This window comes from Paenibacillus physcomitrellae, from assembly GCF_002240225.1.
In the GTDB taxonomy this organism is placed as follows: Bacteria; Bacillota; Bacilli; order Paenibacillales; family Paenibacillaceae; genus Fontibacillus; species Fontibacillus physcomitrellae.
Genome location: NZ_CP022584.1, coordinates 1259154 through 1282392 on the forward strand (window position 1 = coordinate 1259154; position 23239 = coordinate 1282392).

Here is a 23239-nt window from a genome sequence, read left to right on the forward strand (position 1 = left end):
GCAGGCTTAACAGGTTCATGTCTGAACCTTTCCTTTAACGCCGGATTCGCGCTTCAGCCTTACCGCATCATGCGGCTCGAAGGAAGATCCTCCCGGACCATCTTCCAGCGGTTCCCCAGACCGGTTCTCAGCTTCCCCCGGCTCTCTGCTGCTGCTTCACCACTGTACTTATCCGTTCACAGGACAAACTATGTTAGAACTATTATTTCCTAATATATGCAAAGTAAACACCCCTGTCAAGCGTGTTCGCCCTGCTTTCCGCCGAGCTGACGGCCTTTTCCGGTGTTCTTGGGCGGCACCAGGTCGATCCCGCCGGGGTGAAAAGGATGACACTTCGCGATTCGTTTGGCCGCCAGCCAGCTTCCTTTCAGCGCACCGTGCACTTCAATCGCTTCAAGCGCATAAGCCGAACACGTCGGGTAGAACCGGCAGGTCGGCGGTTTCAGCGGAGAAATGAACTTGCGGTAAACATGAATCGGCACCTGCACGGTTCTGCGGGTTATTTTCATCATATTTGCTCCTGCCGCTTGGGATTGGCCTGGCAGTCCTTACAGTATCCGAAGACCTCGAATTTATGCTTCACGACCTGAAAATGATCAGGCGCATCCGCTAACGGCATCGGACAGAAATGGATTGGATAAGTCTTCTCGCACCCTAAACAAATCATGTGATGGTGATGATGTTCATCGCTGCAGCTTGCACGGAACTTAAGTCCGTCCTCAAACACGATTTGTTCAAGCACGCCCATTTCTTCCATAATTCTCAGATTTCGGTATACCGTATCAAAGCTGAGACCCGTATATTTTTTGCACATAAAATCATAAACGTCTTTAGGCGTCAAATACCCGTCTGTATCCACAAAAAGTTTGGCAAGCGTCCGGCGCTGATCCGTGATCCGCAGACCCTGGCTTGACATCTTCTGAATAATTTCATCTGCTGAAAGCATAGAGGCCACTTCCCCTTCCGGTATTTCCTCATTCCATATATCCCAACATGCGGTCTACTAACCTTCTATGCTGGTGATCCTTCTTTAATAATGCCGTAAATTGACGAAAGCGTCAAACTAACATCCCTCTGCAATAAAAAAAGACGGCGCAGGTCCAGGACCCTGACGCCGTTGTATTGAATGAACGAATAATTAGTGCTGATTATTCCGGTTTCTCTTCAGGAAGCGGTTGGAAGAGCAAATTCACAGACAGATTGCTTCCCGGCGCAGCGGTAAAGACGAAATCAATCGTTTCTTCCTTATCTCCGGTACGATACAGCACAGCAGCATCGTTAGGAGCGTTCAACACGCCATTAGTCGGAAGATCGACCATCATGCCGTTGACCATTATGCTGCCTACATATGTGCCGCCGCGTGGGTTAAACGTAATCAGCGTATGCGGAGCTACTCTGGACGTTCTGATCTTGTAGAGAACACCAAAATTACCGGCATTGGTAGATGGAGTATAGAACGGCGTATCGAACCCAGGCTGGAACGGATCGCTCGCATTGTCCCCGATCAGAAGACGTTTCGGCTTGTCGCCAAGCACTTCGTCATATTGAATGGTCCGGTTAGCTTCCGGATAGGTTCCGCGGTTATGCACTCCGTCGCGAGCCAGCACACTGAGCTGCGGCAGCGTCTTTAACGGATCTTTGGATGCGTCAATCATGATCACGTCAAATTGGACCGGATAGTCGGTATAAATATCCGACAGCAGCGAAATGACTTGACCCGGTTTGATGTTCTGAGCGCTCAGTTCACTGAAAATAAGCTTTTGCTCATTTGGAGCGAGCGTCAAATCCTGCTCCGCAGAACGGGTTTGCATGGAAGAGAAATAACGTTTAACGGACATTTTTCCGGTTGCGGTCGCATTTTCATTAGGTCCCGCAAATCCAAGCGTATCAATGAACAGGTTGGCTGTCGAATCATTCAGATTCGTTGCTACGACGTACATTTTAACGTCCTTGCCTACCGCATTGGCATGGTGGATCATAAAACGGGCTCTTCCCACGGTTGTTTCGCGGTACAGGACACCTTCGCTGTAGTTAGTCTCCGGACTGTTGCTGCGAATCAAGGTAACAGGCTCAGTAGTGAACGTATAATCTACTTTGTCCCAGCTTGGAACCTGACTGCCTTCAAATTGATATTTGTCGCCTACAGGCACAAACAGCTTGTTAAAATCGGACTCATTATACAGCGTTTCGCCCGTAATGGTGATTGTATGTTCAACCGTTGAAGTCAATCCATATTTATTGGTGACTTTAAGCCGGACGGTTTGCGGTCCTGGTGTAAAGAACGCCAGCTTATTGTTCTCCCACATCACTGAAGTGATAGAATTCTCTTCGTCAGTGCTCTGGTCGATGTAAGTGATCTTCTCACCCATTTTGTAAGTATCTTTATCGGTTGTAAAAGCAGCAACCGGCGGAGTATGCGGCTTCTGAACATTGATGGTCAACGAATACCAGTCACTCCAGTTGCCTGCCGAATCCTGCACCCGGTAGCTCACAACGTAATAGCCTGGCGTAGAGAAAATCTCCTGACGGCCTGTCCATTCCTCATTTACAATGGACTGCCCTGCAGGGGCTGTAGACATCGTTTGATAAGTAACCTGTGTTTGTCCTGCAATGATTTCGCTTGGCAGAACCGTGAACTTGGCCGTCGGTTTGGAGGCGACGTCCAGCGTGATTTGTTTTGTTTTGCTATCCAGCACATACGGCAGCTTCAGTGCAGCCGTAATTGCGGTGAAAGGCACCATAAAATTGCTGTTCTTCGTAGCATAGGATTTGCCTCTCATCGTGGTGACAACACCGTTCACCTTATAAGTGTTGCTGTTCAGCTTAAAGCGCATCTCATCGGAACCGCGGGTAATGACGGTTTCTTTCGTTGCACTCTCATAACGGATAGCAAGTCCTACCCGGTTCACCAGCGAGCGAATGGCCACGTAAGACACACCGTTCTTCACTGCCATTGGTTCTGTCGACTTATATTGAATCCCGTTCTGGTACATAATGTTGCTGTTCAGCAGCAAAATGAGTTTGCCCGGTGAAGCTGCGGAGATGGCTTGTGCCGAATTAGCGGCTGTTCCAGTGCTAGAAGCAGACACTGTACCGGAAGCTGGATCAGATGAACTCGGGTCCGCCGAAGAGGATCCTGCTGCCGGGCTATCTGAAGGGTCCGCTGCATCCGAAGGATCGGTCGAAGCCGAAGGATCGGTTGCATCCGAAGGATCAGGCGTACCCGGATCTAAAGATACGTTTGGATTAGGGATCATTCCTGGATCTGGCGTTGCAGCCGGGTCAGACGTTTCCGTTCCAGTCTGATCTGTGGAATTCTGGGCTGCCGAATCATTAGAAGTAGCTGCCGATGAACCGTCCTGCTGATAAGCTTGACCGGCTGCCTGGCCGGAAGCCGCGTCCGCTCCTGCGCTTGGAAGAATCATGGCAATTTGTGTTGCTGCTAAAATCGTAGAAAGTAAAAGTCTTCGGAATTTCATTATGTGCTCCTTTATCTCTGTATTAAAATCTTGTAAACTCTCGTTCAAAAGTAACATACTATTAAACGCTTCGTAACGTTGAAAGTTGCTAAAACACCAAAAAAAATGTAAAAACCGGTAAATCTGACCCCTGAAAAGTCAGATTTACCGGTTTTCGGGATGAATTTAAAGATAAGTGAGTCCTGTTCCAACGGGAAATTGATTGGATAGCGTAACAGGCAGCCGCCCGCCCGGCTGCCTGCGGCCTACGAGTACAGCCGCAACCGCATCAAGGGCAAACGGCCTGTTCTCATAGGCGCACAAATAGGCCTGAACCTCCGGAAATGCCTGGATGTCATAAGGATTCCTTGCCGACACGACCGTTATTTTTTCCTGTTTTTGCGTCATAAGCCCCTTTACCAGCCGCACCTGGCCTTCAGGGAGGGTTCCTTCCGAAGTATAGGTTACCACTACTACCTGACTGTAGGCTTCAGCCTCACGCAGGACGGTCTGCACTTCTTCGTCCGTCGCCCGTGTTCCGATCGCTGCCAGCTTGATTTCCGGCAAATAAGGCTGTAAGGCATCAGCTAGTGTATAACGGTATTCAGCCGCTTCATCCACTTCAGTTCGGTGTCTGAGCTCGGGCCAAACAACAAGCGTGGACAGGGCAGTATCCAGAGGGAGCCTTGGTGGATTGCCCTCATTCTTAACGAGCGTTATCGACTTCCCGGCTGCTTGTTCAAGCAGCGGAACGGTCTGCTCTGACGGAAGCAAAGGAACACCGTGCTCCGTGTTTAGTTGGGTGCCTTGCTCGATGCCTTGTTTCAGGCTTTGCTTCATATGTTGCGGTGCTGCAAACGGCACTGCCGTTACCGCCGTATTTACGGTCGCCAGACCGCTTTTCAGAGCCAAAATACGCTGTAAGGAACGGTCAATGGCCGTTTCGGACAATCGGCCGGACTTCACCGCCGCCACCGCTGCCTCAATCGCCGCTGTCTGTTCCTCCAGCGTATGGCTGACAAGCACAAGATCTGCTCCGGCTTCCAAAGCCATAACTGCTCCTTCCGCAACGCCGTAGCGGTCCGATATCGCCTTCATTTCCAGACAGTCGGTCACAATGACCCCTTCAAACTCCAGCTCTTCCCGCAGCAGATCGGTAAGAACAGCCCGGGAAAGCGTCGCCGGTGTGCCTTTAGGTTCAAAAGCCGGGAAAACGACATGGGCGGTCATAATCGCTTTCACTCCCGCCTGGATCATCCGTTTAAACGGGAGCAACTCCACGTCATAAAGCCTTTGCTTATCATGTCCGACTACCGCCAGTCCCATATGGGAATCCACTTCCGTATCTCCATGTCCGGGAAAATGTTTGGCCGTCGCAATAATCCCGCTCCCCTGAAACCCGCGTACGGCGGCCTCCCCGTGGACAGCTACCTTCATCGGATCTTCCGAATATGACCTGACCCCGATCACCGGATTCAGCGGGTTATTATTCACATCGACGCAGGGAGCAAAATTCATGTTGATGCCCAGGAGGTTTAATTCTTTGGCGGACAGGGCCGCAATCGCCTCGGTCAGCGCAGGATCGTCCGCCGCTCCTAAGGACATATTGCCGGGAATCCGGCTGATGCCATCATGATCGAGGCGTGAAACCATCCCTCCCTCTTGATCTATTGCAATCAGAAGCGGTAAACCGCTCAAGGCTTCCATGGCAAGCGTCTGCAAACCACCGGAGAGCTTAGCCAGCTGAGGGGCAGACTGAACATTCCTGCGAAAATAAATAACGCCTCCAACCTGATACTTCCCGATTAAAGTCGTAATCTGCTCATCCGGCGTATAGCTGTGGAATCCGCAAATGAATAACTGGCCAACCTTCTGCTCTAAACTCATCGTTTCCTGGTTAAACATGCCCGCCCTCACTCCTTAATAACGTTGCTTTGAGCCCCGTCGTTTACCGACGCCCGGTAGTCGGATGGGGTAACCCCGGTGTATTTCTGAAACACCTTCGTAAAATAACGTCGTTCCTGATACCCAAGCCCCTGACCGATTTGCGTAATACTCGCATCGCTGGACGCCAGCTGTTTCTTGGCCGCCTCCATCCGCTGCCGGGTCACGTACTCGACAAAAGTTTCACCGTAATGGTTCTTGAACAGCAGGCAAAAGTAGCTGCAGCTGATTCCCAAATGGTCGGCCACCTCTTCAATGCCAAAGTCACCGCCTAAATGTCTGGCAATATAATCGCCCGCTGATGCCATCAACTGCTCCGCCGGCTTTCTTGATGAAGCAGGCCCTTTTGGCCGGACGGCCAATTCGCTCAGCAGGTTCATCAAGTCTTTCAAACCAAGCGGCTGCTGCAATTCCTCCCAGACCGCTTCTTCTTCGTGATCCTTCAGCAGCTGCAGCTCTCTCATCTCTCTCAGGAGATGGATCAGCATATAATGAAGCATTTTCTCCGCCCGCAGTGCGGCATGTTCATCGAGCATAGCCAAATAAGTCTTCAGCTCGTCAATAACCTTGCGGACAGCATGCTCGTCTTCGCCGCGCAGCGCGCTGCTAATCCGTTCAAGCCAGCGCCACTGGGATTCCGGAGTTTCCTCCGGAGCTTCATAAAGGCCGGATTTAAGTTCTTCTCCATTCAACAGCCATTCTTCAGATGGCGTCAGGAGCATCGACCGCTGAATTCGGTGATAAACACCCGATAACTCATTCAGCGAGAACGGACCTTTCTCAGCGAGAATCCGAACCTCCATATCGCCAGTCTGGCTGGCAAGCTGCTGAAGATCTGAATAGACAGGGAGCAGCAGTTCACGGAATTCCTGCATCAGGTAATCGGCGTTGAAGAAGACAAACCATTCCCCTTCACGAAGCTGCAGTACCGTTTGCCCGCCCCCAAACGGCAGCCGCTCTTTGAGCAGCTTCTTCATCCGGCAGTTAAAACGTCTGCGCTCTTCCCGGGTCCAGAGAGTTGAGCATTTCGCATATCCTTCCAGATCAGCAAGCATAACGGAGTACCGCTGATGCGACAAAAGCTCCTCTTCTCCTTCCTCATCGGCAAGGAACTGGCCATGCCCGGCCAAAATTTGAGTAATAAAATGCTCGCTGGCCCAGTTCACCACCGAATTCAGCTGGTTGTCACGCCGGCTCGCTCCGCGCTCCTTCCGGATCTGCTTGGCGATTTTATCGACCGTCTGCTCCAGCATTTCGTAATGAATCGGCTTGCTGATATAATCTCTAACCCCGTAGCGTATAGCCGTACGCGCATATTCAAATTCCTGATAACCGGTCAGCAGCAGAATTTCCGTACTCATACCGCGTTCCCGGATTTCCTTGGCCAGCGATAATCCATCCATCACCGGCATCCGAATATCGCTTAATATAATATCGATCTGCTGGTCTTCTGCAAGCTTTAGAGCTTCATCTCCATTGCGGGCCATACCGGCAATTTCCACACCGAGCTCTTCCCATTTCAGCACTTTAGACAAATTGTTCAGAATCGGATATTCGTCGTCTACGAGCAGCGCTTTAAGCTTCATGCGGATCACCCAATTCGTATTTTGGTAAAATGCATTGAATCGCCACGCCCATGCCGGGCGCTGTACATATAAAAAGTCCGTAATCCTTGCCGTACTGCAGCCGGATGCGGTCGGCCACATTACGCAGCCCGATGCCTCTTCGTTCTTCTCCCGGATAATAAGTCTGCATTTGCTGCTCATTCGATTCCGCATCCAAATTCAAATTAGACAGCAGCTCGGCTTCCGTCATGCCTGTACCGTTATCCTCGATTCTCAGCAGAATCCGGTCTTCTTCCACCCGGCCGGAAATACGCAGTTCGCCTTTATAAGGAATTCCTTCAAAGCCATGCTGGATGCTGTTCTCGACCAAAGGCTGGAGCATCAGCTTCAGCACTTGATAATTAAGCATTTCCTCCGGAATGTCGATCGTGTAATCAAACAAATCGTCCCACCGGTATTTCTGGATTTCCAAATAGCTGGTCAGGTGCTCCAATTCCAGCCAAAGCGGAATTTCCTCCCGATCCTGAATGCTGATCCTTAAAATATTGCCAAGTCTGAGCACCATCTCGCTCACCTTCCGGCCCTCGTTCTGCACGGCCAGACCATTAATCAGCTCCAGCGTATTAAACAGAAAATGCGGTTTGATCTGGGCCTGCAGCACACGCAGCTCGGCTTTGGCCTTCTGCTGCTGCTCGGCTTTCACTTCTTCCAGCAGACCGCCGATCTTCTCCGTTAAATTATTGAATCCCTGCAGGAGAAGCAGCAGCTCATCATTACCTTTCTCTTCAACTCTGGCGTTCAGATCTCCATCTTCCACCTTGCGCATAAACCGCACGATGATGCCGATTGTACCGGTAATCCGGTTCATGAAGAAGGCGTTAAACAGCATGGCGGTTAATACACAAATGCCGAGAATGACCATAAACCAGGCCGCGAAGGTCATGACCTCTCTGGACAGATAGTCCCAGGACGTCACGGAGACGAGGCTCCAGGAATAATCCTGCAAATGATAAACTGACACTACGCTTTCTTTACCGTCAAAACGGGCTTTAAAGCTTTTATAGCTACCTTTGGCAGCGGCAATGCTTTTCCCGGTGTACTCGCTCATCGGATGACCATCCAGTTTGTTCTGGTAGTCATAGAGAATCATGCCTTCGTCATTGACAAGCAGAAATCGTGTATCTTTTAAATGATTGCGCTGCTGCAAATTTTTAAAAATATCTTCAAACTCCCAGTTCTTCACCTGTACGATCAGAATACCGACATTCTGCAGATAGCTGAGTTCCTTAATCAGTCTGATCTGTGTAAAAACCTGCTCCGAGCCGGTCAATTCCGGATATTCGTGCGGGGCGATCCACTTGGATTGGCCTTTCAAATTTAAGACTTCCTGATACAAGGGCTCCTGCTTGAACTTCTCAAACGGAAGCATCTTGAAATCTTCTTTGTTAAAGATAGAGATGGGTTTATCCTGCGCTCCCTCTTTCAAATTGTAGAGAAAGGCATAATCGATGGAAGGATGATTGTACAGCAGCGACCTGAAATTGCGCTGGTTCGCATTAAGGCTAAGCTGATCTTTGGCTGTAAGATTCTGGTTGTCGGGGTTACCTGAATTCAGCGCCATCTGGAATACGCCTTTCGCGATCCCGTCATCCGTCACTTTGTCCATTTCCTCAAAGACGCCGGTGATGCTGTAGCTGATCGACTTCAGCGCGTATTCCGCCTGATCGCTGTATTTGGTTTCAATATAATGAAAGATAGCAAAGAAAGTTATGATGCCTACGATAAATAAAGGGATGATGACAAGAGATAGAAAGGCCGTAAAAAGCTTAATGCGCAGATTCATATATAACTGCTCCTTGTCAAGGCCGTTATCCCTTAACGCTGCCGGCGGTTACCCCTTCAATGATTTTCTCCTGCAGGATGGCATAGATCACAATAACCGGCACTACGGAAAATACAATTCCGGCCGACATCTGCGCGTAATTCATCTGATATTGATCCCGGAACTGCACCATCCCTACCGGAAGCGTCCTCAGGTCATCATTGGAAAGGAAGTAGTTGGCCAGCAGGAACTCGTTCCAATTCCCCAGAAAATTGACGATAAACACCGTAACCATCGCCGGGACTGTTAAAGGTACTATCATTCTAGCAAAGATGCCACCCGACCTCAATCCATCCATAACCGCAGCCTCTTCAATTTCGCTGGGCAGAGATCTCATAAAAGCTGCCAAAATAATGATCGTAAACGGAATGGCATTTGCCACATAAGGAATAATTAACGCCCAGTGAGTGTCCAGGATATGCAGCTTTCTGACCAGCGTATAAATCGGCAGCATCAGCGCGTTGTTTGGAATGAGCATCCCAACAAGCACCAGCCCGAACAGTGCTGCAGCCACACGCCCATATCTCATGCGGGTTACCGCAAAGGCAAACATCGCCCCTAGCAGAATGCTGACGACTGAAGAGAGAATGGAAATATATAAGCTGTTAAAAAAATAGGTGCTGATTTTAGCATTAACCCACGCCTCCACGTAATTTTGAAAGACCAGCTTGTGGGGAATGCCAAACGGATTCAAAGCAATGGCATTGTTATCCGGTTTAACCGAGGAAAACAGGACAAACAGGAACGGGAACAAAATGACGACCAGATACAAGAGCAGAAAGAAATGCGGCAGTCCTTTTTTCCATGTATGGGCCATCAGTATTCAATCCTTTCGTTGCGACGGGCAATCAGCAGCTGGTACAACACCGTAATGATGACAGTAAAGATAAAGATAAGCACAGCGATCGTGTTCCCGTAGCCGTATTTGAAGTTGGTAATCGCATATTTGATCATATAAGTCGCCATGACTTCCGTTGAGCCGGCCGGCCCTCCCTTGGTCATGACCAGGACGATATCAGCCGCTTTCATGGCACCGGCAATCGACAGCATAATGACCACGGAAATAATCGGTCTGATCAGGGGTAAAGTAATTTGCGTTGCTCTTTGAAACGCAGTTGCACCGTCGATGGCGGCCGCTTCATCAAGTTCGCCCGGAATGGACAAAATCGCCGCAAGCACCATCACAATGTAAAACCCTGTCCACTGCCAGGCATTGGTAATGAGAATGGATAACATAGCAAAACGTTCGTCAGACAACCAATAAATCGGTTGAATGCCGAAGGTGCCCAAAATCTGGTTGAGCAGCCCGATATCCGGTTCGTAGATAAAACCCCATAAAATGCCGATGACCGCCGTAGACATAATGGAAGGCAGAAAGACGGTCGTCTTGTATAAACCCTTTAGCTTTTTGACATGGGCGATCAGCAGGGAGAACAGCACGATTAGCGGCACCTGGATAAAGACGGAGAAGACGATAAACCAGCCGTTATTCTGAACCGAAACCCAGAACCGCTTCTGTTCCAATGCTTTCGTGTAATTGTCGAGCCCGATCCCTTTCACATGTGTGGAAACCCCATTCCAGCTTGTAAAGCTGTAGTAAATGGAGGAAAAGATCGGATAAATAAAAAACATAACAAACAAGATCAGAGCCGGCAGGATAAATAAAAGAAAGATCGTTGGGCTTCTTAACGCTTTATTCATGAGGACCTCCACAAGACGTTTTCGTTCATCCTAGCAGGGCAAATTGATCGGAACCAACCGGCAATTTCACCGGCCTGCAGCCGGGGTTACTGCATGAGTCGATGCTCAAGAGCAGCTGTTGTACGAGCAGGTACCGTAAGAACCGCTCCTGCAAGAGTCGCTGCTGTAAGAGCCACTGCTGTAAATGTCGCTGCTGTAAGAAAAGCAAGGATGCGTTTCGCCCGTTTTGTCGGCGAAACGCATCCCCGCATCCCGGGTCACGCCGCTTTTATTCCGAATCCGCGTTAGCTTCTTCCTGCACAGCCTGAAGTTCTTTGCCCATCTGCTCAGGCGTTGTTTGCTTACCAATCAGCTTCTGAATTTGAATGTTACTGATTTCGGTAGTGACGTCACCTTGCACCAGGGAGTCGAACGCCGGGAAAGAAGATTTCGAATTGTTCAGCACGTTGACGATTTCTTTCATCAGGTCGTCCGTGATGTTTGCCGAAAGCACGTCTTCGCTCAGCTTCATCGACGGAAGCACGCCGTCTTCAACGAGACCGCGGATTTGCATTTCTTCGTTGTACATGTATTTGATGAACAGCTTAACAGCTTGAAGTTTTCTTGGATCCTTCTCCACGGCAGCCGAGAAGCCGTAACCGTTGTTGACGTCGCGCATCAGCGCCGTTTGGTCGCCCACACCGCCGTCAACCGGAGGAAGGTTAAAGAAGCCAACTTTGCCGATCAAACCTTCGCCGGACTGACCTTCCTTGAATACGGAGGATTTCCAGGTACCGTCATACATCAGAATCGCTTCACCGCTCGTGAATTGCGTAGTATATTCTGCGTATTCAAAGCCCAGTTCGCCTTTCTTGAAGTACCCTTTGTCTTCCCATTCCTGATATTTTGCAAAAGCCTTCACCACGTTCGGATCCGACCACTTCGCTTCACCGGACACGAATTTCTGCGTTACGTCAGGTCCGGCATACCGGGCCCAAAGATGGTTGGCCAGCATCAGCGGCACCCAGCCCGCTTTGGAGGCAGCCGCCATTGGCACCTTGCCGTCCGCTTTGATTTTGGCCAGCAGGTCTTCCAGTTCGGCCCACGTAGTAGGGACTTTCAAACCTTTTTCCTCGAAATAAGCTTTATTATAGAAAAATCCTTCGCCCGATCCGCCGATCGGCAGGCCATAGACGTTGCCTTCGTAAGTGAATGGTTCCAGGGATGAGAAGCTGTCCGACAGACCAAGTTCATCCAGAATCGGACTTAAGTTAAGCAGCATGCCCTCTTTGGCATAAACCTGGGAATCCGGGCTGCCGAACAAATCAAAAATATCCGGCGGGTTGCCCGCAGCCATTTCCCCGCGGAGCTTCTCTTTACGGTTAACGTCGGATTCTACTCCGTCCAGCTTGATCGTGAGGCCCGGAACATCCGCTTCTACTTTCTTGACAACATCGTTAAGGATGGCAAGACGTTTCTGTTTGTCGGCTCCCACCTGGGTATGACGCAAAGTCAATTCAAATGGAGAAGTATCTGTTGTGGATTCGCTAGGCTGTGTGGTTGATGCGGAGTCATTTGAGGCATTGCTTGCAGCCGAATTGTTGTTGCCGTTACCATTGCCGCTGCCGCAGGCAGACAACAGGGTCGTGGCCGCGATGAACAACGTTAGTAGCATGACCATGCTTTTCTTCATCTTCCAAATCCCCCCGAATAATTGATTTGTTTTACAATCTTATTATAGATTTAGGTCATCTGCCCTAGAAAGGAGGATATTTTTCTAATGGGGGGATAATATCATCCAAAAACACAAAAGAAAGCGGTTCAACCTCACATATACTGTAAGTTGACCGCTTTTGTGTTATTTTATATCACATTAATCTATCAGGGATTTCAACCCATGACGGCTTTGTCGGCCGCCGCCTCTTTCATGCCCTGCTCTACCAATTCGTACGCTCTGGCTACCTCTTCAGGGGTAGGACTCGGTACGCCTTCAAGCGGATAGGTCCATTTCAGTGCTTCCCATTTGTAAATGCCCATTTGATGATAAGGAAGAATCTCGAATTTCTCTACGCCGTTTAAACCGCCAATGAACCGCCCAAGCGCAAGCAAATCCTCTTCGTCCGTATTGATTCCCGGAACCAGCACATGCCGGATCCACATCGGGCGGTTATGATCGGAAAGCCATTTTGCCATCGCCAGCATCCGGTCATTGGGTTTGCCTGTCAGCTTGATATGCTTCTCGTTGTTGATATGCTTCAGGTCCAGCAGAACCAGATCCGTCACATCAAGCAAATCCTTGATTTTATCCCCTTCATTATAACCGTTTGTGTCGAGGGTGGTATGAAGATTCCAGCGGTCCTTTACGGCGCGGAACAAATCTGCCACAAAGTGAGCCTGCAGCGTTGCCTCGCCGCCGGATACCGTCAAGCCGCCCCCCGAAGAACGGTAATAATGGATGTAGGGCTCAATCTCGGCCAGCACTTCCTCCAGTGTCATATCCTTGCCGCCCTCGAGATTCCAGGTGTCGGGATTATGGCAATACTGGCATTTCAACAAGCAGCCCTGCATAAAGAGTACGAAACGAATTCCGGGGCCGTCGACCGTTCCGAAGGTTTCTAGTGAGTGTATATGCCCTTTGATCATGTTACGTCATCCTTTCTGCAGGGACTGCAGGGAAATGTTTATTTCTTACATGCCTTCGTGGAACGTTCTGTTGACTACGTCCAGCTGTTGCTCGCGGGTCAGCTTGATAAAGTTAACCGCATAACCCGATACGCGAATGGTCAATTGCGGATAGTTCTCTGGATGTTCCATCGCATCCAGCAGCTGTTCGCGGTCGAATACGTTGACGTTCAAGTGATGCGCGTCGCTGCCGAAGTAGCCGTCCATCATCGCTACCAGGTTGTTTTTGCGTGTTTCCGCTTCTTTACCCAGCGCTTTAGGGACGATCGAGAACGTGTTGGAAATACCGTCAAGGCTGTGTTCATAAGGCAGTTTGGCTACCGAACTCAAGGAAGCGAGAGCGCCTTTCTTGTCACGGCCGTGCATAGGGTTTGCGCCCGGTGCAAACGGTTCGCCGGCTTTGCGGCCATCAGGTGTTGTACCTGTCTTCTTACCGTACACCACGTTGGAGGTGATGGTCAGAATCGATTGGGTTGGCAAAGCGTTGCGGTACGTTTTATGTTTGCGAATCATGCTCATAAAGGTTTCAACCAGGTTGACCGCAATGCTGTCGACACGGTCGTCATTGTTGCCGTAGCAAGGGAAGTCGCCTTCGATTTCAAAATCAACGGCGATGCCGTTTTCGTTTCGGATCGGTTTGACTTTGGCGTATTTGATCGCGCTCAGGGAGTCCGCAACGACCGATAAGCCGGCGATGCCGCAAGCCATCGTGCGGAGGATGTCGCGGTCATGCAGCGCCATTTCAATCCGTTCGTAAGCATATCTGTCATGCATGTAGTGGATCACGTTCAGCGTATTCACATACAGTTTGGACAGCCATTCCATCATCGGCACAAAACGCTTCATCACTTCGTCGTAGTCCAGATATTCGGAAGTAATGGCCGGGAATTCCGGCGCGGTTTGTGTGCCGTATCTTTCGTCTTTACCTCCGTTGATGGCGTACAGCAAAGCTTTGGCCAGGTTGGCACGTGCTCCGAAGAACTGCATTTGTTTGCCGATGCGCATAGCGGATACACAGCAGGCGATGCCATAATCGTCGCCGTAGATCGGACGCATCAGATCGTCGTTTTCGTATTGGATCGAGCTGGTTTCGATGGATACCTTGGCGCAATATTTTTTGAACGCTTCAGGCAGCTTGTCGGACCAGAGAACCGTCAGGTTTGGTTCCGGTGCAGGACCCAGGTTGTACAGAGTATGCAGAAAACGGAAGCTGTTTTTGGTGACTTTGGTGGTTCCATTTACGGACATGCCGCCGATGGATTCCGTTACCCAGGTAGGGTCGCCGCTGTAAAGCTCGTTATATTCAGGAGTTCTGAGGAACTTCACGATCCGCAGCTTCATCACGAAATGGTCAACCAGTTCCTGTGCTTGTTCTTCTGTCATTGTACCTTCGGCAAGGTCACGTTCGATATAAGCATCAAGGAAAGAAGATACACGGCCAAGGGACATTGCCGCGCCGTCTTGTTCCTTAACGGCTGCCAAATAACCGAAATACAGCCATTGGAAAGCTTCTTTGGCGTTGTTGGCCGGTCTGGAGATGTCAAAGCCGTACATTTCGCCAAGCTGCTTCAATTCACCCAAAGCGCGGATCTGTTCGGACAGCTCTTCGCGGAGACGAATAACATCGACGTCCATCACGTCTACTTCCATATCTTTCAGTTCATCTTGTTTTTGATTGATCAGGAAGTCTACCCCGTACAAAGCTACGCGGCGGTAGTCGCCGATAATGCGGCCGCGGCCGTAAGCATCGGGCAAGCCGGTGATGATGCCGGTATGACGGGCTGCTCTCATTTCAGCGGTATAAGCATCAAATACACCTTGGTTATGCGTTTTACGTACATTCGTATACAAGTCAACGATTTCTGGCGGAAGGTCAAAGCCATAAGCTTTACAAGCCGTAATGACCATTCTCACGCCGCCGTTTGGACGAATCGTCCGTTGGAACGGAGCGGAGCCCTGCACACCTACGATTTGTTCTTTGTCTTTATCCAGAAATCCGGGAGCGTGGGAAGTGATCGTCGAAGGCGTGTTAACGTCTACGTCCAGCACACCGCCAGCTTCTCTTTCTTTCTTGGACAGGTCGGATACGATTTCCCACAAAGCTTTGGTGTTAGCCGTTGCGCCCTGCAGAAAGGATTCGTTTCCTTCATAAGGTTTGATGTTGGTATCGATGAAATTGGCCGTATTGACCTCTCTCATCCATTTGCCCGGTTTAAAGCCTCTCCAGGCATTCTGCGTAGCTGCTGTTTCTTTTTCAATCACCGACATTTGTAATCCCTCCATTTATATAGTTTGGAGTACGAAGGCTTGAAGGTTATCCTCCGCCTCGAGATCCCTAAAATTTGTGATAGATTTCACAATTCAGAGTCTGATGAGGCCAGTTCAAGGTTTACTTCAGCTGCCCCACCGCTTTCGTACGGGATCTTTTATGGTTTCATCATAGCTTATCCCCGGTAAAAAGGATGTGACAAACATCACAATCGCCGTGATGTTTGTCACTTTTTTCACAATTCTAGCGAGTTTGGTCCGTTATCGCAGCTTTGTCTCTATTGATGTCGATTAAACCTGTAAGACCTGGTTTCCGTTTACTCTTCGAAACGTCCGTAGAAGGCGTCTCTGTAAACTTCCGCAAGCTCGGTCACCAGCGGTAGTTTAGGATTGGCGGTTGTGCATTGATCCTCGAAAGCGCGGTCTGCCAGATAATCTACATTCGATTCAAAATCTTTTGGATCAAATCCGAGCGCCTGGAACGACTCTGGAATACCCAGCTTTTTGTTCAGGTCGCGGATGGCGTTGATCAGGCTCTTCACGCCTTCTTCCGTGGTGCGGGCAGGCAGCCCCAGGATGCGGGCGATTTCGGCATAACGCTGGTCGGCTACGAAGTTGGTGTATTTAGGCCAAGCTGCAAATTTCGTAGGTTTCTTCGCATTATAGCGGATGACATGCGGCAGCAGGATCGCGTTGGTACGGCCGTGAGCGGTATGATATTGACCACCCCATTTATGCGCCAAGCTGTGGTTGATGCCCAGGAACGCATTGGCGAAGGCCATACCGGCCAGAGTCGAAGCGTTGTGCATTTTCTCGCGGGCGAGTTTGTCGCCGGTCAAAGCCGATTTCTCGAGATATTGGAACACCAGCTGAATCGCTTTGATCGCCAGGCCGTCCGTATAATCGTTTGCCATAACGGATACATAAGCTTCGATACCATGAGTCAGCACGTCCATGCCGGTATCGGCAACGGCTACTTTAGGCAGGCTGTAGACGAATTCAGGGTCGATGATCGCAACGTCCGGCGTCAGCTCGTAATCGGCCAAAGGATATTTGGTGTTGCCGACTTCTTTATTAGTAATAACTGCAAACGGCGTAACTTCGGAACCTGTACCGGATGTTGTCGGGATCGCTACGAATTTTGCTTTTTGACCCAAGCTAGGGTATTTGTAGGTCCGTTTGCGGATATCCATGAATTTCTGTTTCAGGTTGTGGAAATCGGTGTCCGGATATTCATAGAACAGCCACATGCCTTTGGCGGCATCCATCGGCGAACCGCCGCCGAGAGCGATGATGCAGTCCGGCTGGAATTTCGCCATCATTTCCGTACCGCGGGCAACGGTCGTAGTCGATGGATCCGGTTCAACGTCGGAGAACACTTCGATCGCTACAGGCGTTTGGCGCTGACGGAGATAATGCTCCACTCTTTCAACGTAACCCAGTTTCACCATCATAGGGTCGGTAACGATCATGACACGGGTAATGTCCGGCATTTTGGTCAGGTACTGGGTTGCGCCTTTTTCAAAATAGATTTTGGAAGGTACTTTAAACCACTGCATGTTCACGGTACGATGGTTCACCCTTTTCACGTTGATCAGGTTGACGGCGGTCACATTCGACGAAGTGGAGTTGCGTCCATAAGAGCCGCAGCCCAACGTCAGCGATGGCAGGTTCGTGTTGTAGATGTCGCCGATGCCGCCCTGCGAAGAAGGCTGGTTCACCAGGATCCGGCAGGTTGGCAGACGGTCCGAAAATTTCTGGATGATTTCATCATTGTTCGAATGTATGACCGACGAGTGTCCCATGCCGCCGAAGTGAACAACCTGTTCCGCAAGGTCGATGCCTTGTTCAGCGGTTTTTACTTTGTAGCAGGCCAGGACAGGGCTGAGCTTCTCGGCGGACAGCGGGAATTTAGGTCCTACGCCGTCAATTTCAGCGATGAGGATTTTGGTTCCTGCCGGCACCTGAATGCCGCACATTTCGGCGATTTTAACGGCTGGCTGACCGACGATTGCCGGATTAACGGCGCATTTTTCGGCCACAATGGCTCCGGCCGTCAGCTTGGCGGCTTCTTCTTTGTTGACAAAATAACAGCCGTTTGCGATCATTTTCTTCTTCACTTGATCAAACACGGGCTCTTCGATGATTACCGCTTGTTCGGATGCGCAGATCATGCCGTTGTCAAACGTTTTGGACAGGATCAAATCATTGACCGCTTGATCCAAATCAGCGCTTTTCTCAATGAAGCAAGGTACGTTACCAGGACCTACGCCGAGAGCCGGTTTGCCGCAGCTGTAAGCTGCTTTCACCATGGCGGAACCGCCGGTGGCGAGAATGCAGGCTACGTCAGGATGATTCATCAAAGCGTTGGTGCGGTCCATGGAAGGCTGTTCGATCCATTGGATGCAATCGGCGGGAGCGCCATGTTTCACAGCGGCTTCCAGCAGGATTTTAGCGGCTTCGCGGCTGCATTCCTGTGCGGAAGGGTGAAAGCCGAAAATGATCGGGTTGCGTGTCTTGATGGCGATCAGCGATTTGAAGATCGTGGTGGAAGTCGGATTTGTCACCGGCGTAATCCCCATGATAATGCCGACCGGCTCAGCGATCTTCTGGAAGCTTTCGTAAGGATTGTCTTCAATTACGCCAACCGTCTTGTCATATTTGATGCTGTTCCAGATGTATTCGGTAGCGAACATGTTTTTAATGATTTTGTCTTCGTATACCCCGCGGCCCGTTTCTTCAACGGCTTTCTTGGCGAGATACATGTGTTTGTCGAGCCCGGCCAGAGCCATCGCCTGCACAATGTCGTCGATTTGCTGCTGATCCATGCTCATGAAAGCTTCGGAAGCTTTTTTCGCTTTGTCGATCAAACCCTGGATGTACTCCTGTGCAGGCTGTACGGCCTGCTTTACGTTTGAAGCTGCTTCATTTTTTACGGCCATCTCTCTCATCCTCCTGATAATTGAACAAGTTTTATAGGTCGGGCGGAGCAGCCCGGCGGCCTTGCTTTGTCTTTACGATACTTTGTAACACTTTGTTACAAAGTATGCCGCGCCGAATCGCCTTACCGTTCTTCTTTACGGATTTATCATAGCACAACCATTTTATTTTTGGTAGTGAATTATTTCACAATGTTTGACTAATTTGAAAACACGCCTAGCTTAAGCTGTCTATTTCTAAATCAAGGATAACTAGATCGTTTTATCGTTTACTACTCACAAATATTCATCTGCTGCCCTCTTTTAAGTGAAAATAGTCACAATGTTTAAAATTTTGCCACTTTTTAAGCTTTGGAAAGCCCCCTTTTCCATGTCATACAGGTTATAATTAATTTAAAAATTTGAGAAAAATTTGGAGTACAAAGGGGAAACCAAAAATGAGCGAGCAAATGAACAGCGTTGAAACCCAAGGGAATACAAATTGTTTTTCGGAACAGAACTTCAATCGACTGCTTGTCATCATGAAAGACAAAAACTACGCCGAAGGCTCCCATCTGTTCTGGGAAGGTGATGTGTCGGATAAATTATTCTACATCAAACGCGGACGCGTTAAAATGACCAAGTCGACAGATGAGGGCAAAGAACTCATCCTATATATGTACGGACGTGGAGACCTGATCGGCCAGGCCGATCCATTCTTCAGCTCGAAGCACGGTTTTACAGCGGAAGTCCTCGAGGATTGCGAAGTCGGCATCGTGGAAAATAAAGACCTGGAAGTTCTCATCTGCCAGCACTGCGATTTCGCAATCGACTTCATGAAATGGATGGGCATTCATCACCGCCTGACCCAAACCAAATTCAGAGACCTGATGATGTACGGCAAACCGGGGGCACTCTGCTCGACCTTGATCCGCCTCAGCAATACTTATGGGGAACAGCAAGGCGACACGATCCTCATTAATAAAAAGATTACGCACACCGATCTTTCGAACATGATCGGCGCCACGCGCGAAAGCGTCAACCGGATGCTGAGCGATCTGCGCAAGAAAGACGCGCTGGAATACGAAAACGGCATGATCGTCATTAAAGACCTCGTCATGCTGCAGGACATCTGCCACTGCGAGCTCTGTCCAAATGAAATTTGCCGGATCTAATTTCTATTTTACTACCACATTTTCTAATCATTTTTATCCCTTTCCCTCTGTACTCACAAAAAGCTCTGCCCGTTTACACGGACAGAGCTTTTTTAATTTACACCCGACTTACACTCAACTTACTCTCAACATACTCTCGACATTCGCTAGGCGCTCACTAGACTTTCGCTCGAAACCTCTTTGTTGTTTCTAAATGTCTTGCTGCTGGCCTTAAATTTTACTCAGCACGACCTCCAGTTTGTCGCTGGGCTGAAGCGAAATATCCAGACCGCTTTGCAGCAGCTTTTTATTATTCAGCTTGACGACCCATCGCTCATTGATGCTTCCGGTATATCCATTGACAGACGCCACAAGCCGGCTCCCTTCATTAAGCTGAATCAAACCGCACTGCTTGAGAACGCTTCTAACTGTCAGATTGGCCTGGTAGATATTAACGAAGTAATACTGCAGGCTCGGCTTGGACAATCCGCCTGAAATATTGAGCACCACAGGGGTTAATGACGAGGCCGTAGCTCCGTCTTTGCCTTTCAAATACACCAGCACTTCGTCGCCACTATGCATTGTTTTGTCCCATGAAGCAGCTTCTGCATCGGACCCGTTCACTTTAACCGCCCAGGATAACCCGTTATCCAGCGAAATATCGCCAACGGAGACAATGCCGTCTTGCTCATCATTTAATACAATAATGCCGCTGCTGCGAAGGACTTCTCTCAGGTTCGGTTGCTTCAGCTCATCCACCGGGAAGGTCCGGGTAATATCCGGAATCAGCTTTTCACCGTCAATTCTCAGCCTGATCTTATTGTCAAGCAGCTTTACAGAAGGCTGAGGTTCTGCAGAGGGCTGCGATGAACAGGCAGCCGAGAATAATAGCAGCGAGCAGGCCAATAACCCTAAAAGAAGGCGGCCGATCCAGCTTGTCCAGCTCACCTTTCCTCCCCCTTTCCTGGTATGGTTGCTCCTTTAAGCATACCGGACATCTTCGTCCGTTTCAAACACTTCAGGTCAACAAGGCGCCCCTAATGGGACGCCCCGGCTTCTATCAAAGATCCCTGCTTCTATCAGACGTTCTGTTCATCCAGATCATAAATGCTGCGGACTCTGAGCTGCTGCTGCAACTCTTCAAGCGCGGCAGGACGGCTGAGTGAGGATTTATTGATCTTCAGCGTCCGTACCTTACCTGCGGACAGATCGAAACAGTTATCGCTGAAGACCGCATCGATTTCCCTGAAGTCCAGCTCAACCGAACGGGCAAACGCTTGGGCTTTGACATCCACCGTGAAATACTCCTCTTCCTCCGCCAGAACCGTCTCCAAAGCCGGATCTACAAATTCAAAATGTTTGGGCTTAACGAACAGCACCGTACCGGAGCTCACCCATTCTCCCCCTACCTCAAAGGCGTATTCCAGGTAGGTCTCCCGTTTCTTAGCTTCCGTATCCAGGAGTGTCGCAAAATCCAGCTGCTCCAGCTCAGCCGAAGTAAAGGCGCCGATCTCCGCTTCCCTTTCAGCCTGCTGCAGCACTTCCGAATAGACATTCATGAGCTTCCAGACCAGCCTGCCTGTTACTGCTGCTTTGGTTTCGTTCGAGACATGCAGGGAAACCGAAGTCCCCTCCTCGCAGGCCGACACCAGAACCGGCGCAAAAAAACGTTTGGCCGCATAATGCAGCGCCTTCCACCGGCCGTAATAGTCGATGCTGGACCATGAGGCGACCGGCCAGCAGTCGTTCAGCTGCCAATACACCGCCCCCATGCAGCGTCCACGGTTTCTGCGCCAATGCTCGACGCCATACCGCAGGCCTTCGGCCTGAATCAGCTGCGAAGCATACAGCAGGGAGTCAAAGTCCTTCGGATATTTATAGGTTTCCCCAATGTAATAGAGAATTTTTTCATTACCTGTACCGTTCTTCTGGTGAGACTCCATCACATGGGAGAAGATGTTGCGGTCTTTCGGCAGCGTGAACGTCTCCACCGTTTTAAGACCCGGGAACGACTGCAGGCCAAACTCGGACATGTAACGCGGAAAAATGCTGCGGTAAGCCGTGAATGGCTTTTTCCCGTGCCAAACCTCCCAGTAGTGCATATCCCCGTAATTCTCATCGTTCGGTTTATCGAAGCTGCCTGTGGAAGAAGGAGAAGCCAGCCAATAAAAGGTATTGGGATCGTATTCCCTCGCAAGTTCCGGAAGCAGCACTTCATATTGCTTGATGTAGTCCGCTTTCAGCTTCGGAGACTCCGTCTTGCTCCAGCCCCAGTCCACCCAGGCCATCTCCTGTTCATTGTTGCCGCACCATAAACCGAGCGAAGCGTGGTGCCGGATTCTCTTCATGTTGTCGATCGTTTCAAACGTAATATTCTCCTTGAATGCCTCAGTAAGCTCATAAACGCCGCACGCGTACATCAGATCCTGCCAGACAATCAAACCGTATTCATCACACAGGTCGTAAAAAGAATCGTCGGGATAGTGGGCCCCGCCCCATACCCGGATCGTATTGAAGTTCGCTTCCACGCAGCTTTGAATGAGCTTCTCCGTCCGCTCCCGGCTGCAGCGGGCCAAAATATTATCCTCGGGAATATAATCTGCTCCCATCGAGAAAATCGAAATCCCGTTGACCTCGAATTCAAATGATTCGCCCCACTCATCCGGCTCCCTCTTCACGGTTAACGTTCTAAGCCCGATTCTCAGCTTATGCCGGTCCAGCTCGTGCCCCTGTTCTTCCAGGCTGACCTCTACCTCATACAACGGCTGATCACCCAAATTATTGGGCCACCACAACTGCGGCTCGTCTACTTTCAGCTCGAGATGGTGTTCTGAAATCGGAGCGTGACCAGAATGAGCGGGCTGCTCCGCCATGGAGACGAGCTGCTCTTTTCCCTCAGGTGAGGTAAGCTTGACCACAATCGCTCTATCCCCCTCAGACCAGCTGTCCGTCCGGACCCGTACATCCAGGGTGACCTCGCCGACTGCATGGGCCTGAGTGACATAAACGTCGTCAATCCTGGACCGGTCGTACCCGCGAATTGAAATATTGCGCCAAATGCCCATATCCGGCAGCTTTGGTCCCCAATCCCAGCCGAACATGGAATGGGCCTTGCGCAGGTGGGAGATGCCGGGCAAGGCATCCGTCGAATTGATGAGCGGCCTTTCCGCGTGTTTGCGAAGCACATATTCGACCGGTGAATGGAAGACCGCGCGCAGCGTATTTTCCCCCGGCGTTAAATAAGGTTTGATGTCCACTTCATAAATCCGGTGCATGTTGTCCGCTTGAAGGACAGGGGCTTCGTTCAAAAATAATTCGCAAAGCGTGTCCAGCCCTTCGCATAACAGCACAAGACGTTCATGATCCAGCATGGCCGGATCAGCTTCAAACGTACGTTTATATTCATAGTCGTATTTGGACAGCTCCAGCACTTCATCTTCCTGATCCCGATAGAATGGATCCGGCATCCTCCCCGTATTCAGCAGGTCGTTATAAACCGAACCCGGAACGGAAGCCTCCAGCCATTCCTTCCGGTCCATTCTTCTCATTTGCCATTTCCCGTTCAAATCCAGCAGCAGCATTCTGAATCCCCCACTCTTGATTTTTGTGGATCCTACGGGTGTTATTGTAACAAGGAAAAGGCTTTCATTCTTGTCTTGTGTTCACCCAAACCTTGTGCTATTTTAAC

Annotated in this window: 15 protein-coding genes; 1 reads left to right on the plus strand and 14 read right to left on the minus strand. The window is 50.0% G+C overall.

What is annotated here, in order from left to right:
• Nucleotides 1-236: 236 nt before the first annotated feature.
• The 12 genes from yidD to adhE form a co-directional block, all read right to left on the minus strand.
• Nucleotides 237-509, minus strand: a complete 273-nt coding sequence (yidD, locus tag CBE73_RS05840; RefSeq protein WP_217349735.1) for a membrane protein insertion efficiency factor YidD — start codon at nt 507-509, stop codon at nt 237-239.
• Entirely contained in the window at nt 509-946 is a 438-nt protein-coding gene (locus CBE73_RS05845; RefSeq protein WP_094093423.1) for a Fur family transcriptional regulator, read from the minus strand. Before CBE73_RS05845 ends, yidD begins: the two co-directional genes overlap by 1 nt.
• Nucleotides 947-1148: 202 nt before the next feature.
• On the minus strand, nt 1149-3479 hold the full coding sequence (locus tag CBE73_RS05850) for a stalk domain-containing protein (protein WP_094093424.1): 2331 nt from the start codon (nt 3477-3479) through the stop codon (nt 1149-1151).
• A gap of 165 nt (nt 3480-3644) precedes the next feature.
• On the minus strand, nt 3645-5363 hold the full coding sequence (gene nagZ / locus CBE73_RS05855; RefSeq protein WP_094093425.1) for a beta-N-acetylhexosaminidase: 1719 nt from the start codon (nt 5361-5363) through the stop codon (nt 3645-3647).
• Between the two features lie 8 nt (nt 5364-5371).
• Nucleotides 5372-6988: a response regulator gene (locus tag CBE73_RS05860; protein ID WP_094093426.1), complete on the minus strand. Its 1617-nt coding sequence runs from the start codon at nt 6986-6988 to the stop codon at nt 5372-5374.
• Nucleotides 6978-8810: a cache domain-containing sensor histidine kinase gene (locus tag CBE73_RS05865; protein WP_094093427.1), complete on the minus strand. Its 1833-nt coding sequence runs from the start codon at nt 8808-8810 to the stop codon at nt 6978-6980. Before CBE73_RS05865 ends, CBE73_RS05860 begins: the two co-directional genes overlap by 11 nt.
• A gap of 25 nt (nt 8811-8835) precedes the next feature.
• On the minus strand, nt 8836-9666 hold the full coding sequence (locus CBE73_RS05870; RefSeq protein WP_094093428.1) for a carbohydrate ABC transporter permease: 831 nt from the start codon (nt 9664-9666) through the stop codon (nt 8836-8838).
• Nucleotides 9666-10550 carry a carbohydrate ABC transporter permease gene (locus CBE73_RS05875; RefSeq protein WP_094093429.1) on the minus strand — a complete coding sequence of 295 codons (885 nt, stop codon included), beginning with the start codon at nt 10548-10550 and terminating at the stop codon, nt 9666-9668. The genes CBE73_RS05870 and CBE73_RS05875 overlap by 1 nt, the downstream gene beginning before the upstream one ends.
• Nucleotides 10551-10818: 268 nt before the next feature.
• On the minus strand, nt 10819-12222 hold the full coding sequence (locus CBE73_RS05880) for an extracellular solute-binding protein (RefSeq protein WP_094093430.1): 1404 nt from the start codon (nt 12220-12222) through the stop codon (nt 10819-10821).
• A gap of 197 nt (nt 12223-12419) precedes the next feature.
• Nucleotides 12420-13172, minus strand: coding sequence for a pyruvate formate-lyase-activating protein (pflA, locus tag CBE73_RS05885; protein ID WP_094093431.1), 753 nt, complete (start codon nt 13170-13172; stop codon nt 12420-12422).
• Between the two features lie 45 nt (nt 13173-13217).
• Nucleotides 13218-15479, minus strand: coding sequence for a formate C-acetyltransferase (pflB, locus tag CBE73_RS05890; RefSeq protein ID WP_094093432.1), 2262 nt, complete (start codon nt 15477-15479; stop codon nt 13218-13220).
• A gap of 317 nt (nt 15480-15796) precedes the next feature.
• Nucleotides 15797-18421, minus strand: a complete 2625-nt coding sequence (gene adhE, locus CBE73_RS05895) for a bifunctional acetaldehyde-CoA/alcohol dehydrogenase (protein ID WP_094093433.1) — start codon at nt 18419-18421, stop codon at nt 15797-15799.
• A gap of 434 nt (nt 18422-18855) precedes the next feature.
• Between adhE and CBE73_RS05900 the strand changes: the two genes are divergently transcribed.
• Nucleotides 18856-19572: a Crp/Fnr family transcriptional regulator gene (locus tag CBE73_RS05900; RefSeq protein WP_094093434.1), complete on the plus strand. Its 717-nt coding sequence runs from the start codon at nt 18856-18858 to the stop codon at nt 19570-19572.
• A 210-nt stretch (nt 19573-19782) separates the two neighbouring features.
• Here the strand turns inward: CBE73_RS05900 and CBE73_RS05905 are convergent, their stop codons facing one another.
• Together CBE73_RS05905 and CBE73_RS05910 are read right to left on the minus strand one after the other, a co-directional pair.
• Complete coding sequence (locus tag CBE73_RS05905) at nt 19783-20499, minus strand: hypothetical protein (RefSeq protein ID WP_094093435.1); 717 nt, start codon at nt 20497-20499, stop codon at nt 19783-19785.
• Nucleotides 20500-20630: 131 nt separating this feature from the next.
• Nucleotides 20631-23132: a beta-mannosidase gene (locus tag CBE73_RS05910; RefSeq protein ID WP_094093436.1), complete on the minus strand. Its 2502-nt coding sequence runs from the start codon at nt 23130-23132 to the stop codon at nt 20631-20633.
• Between the last annotated feature and the right edge of the window lie 107 nt (nt 23133-23239).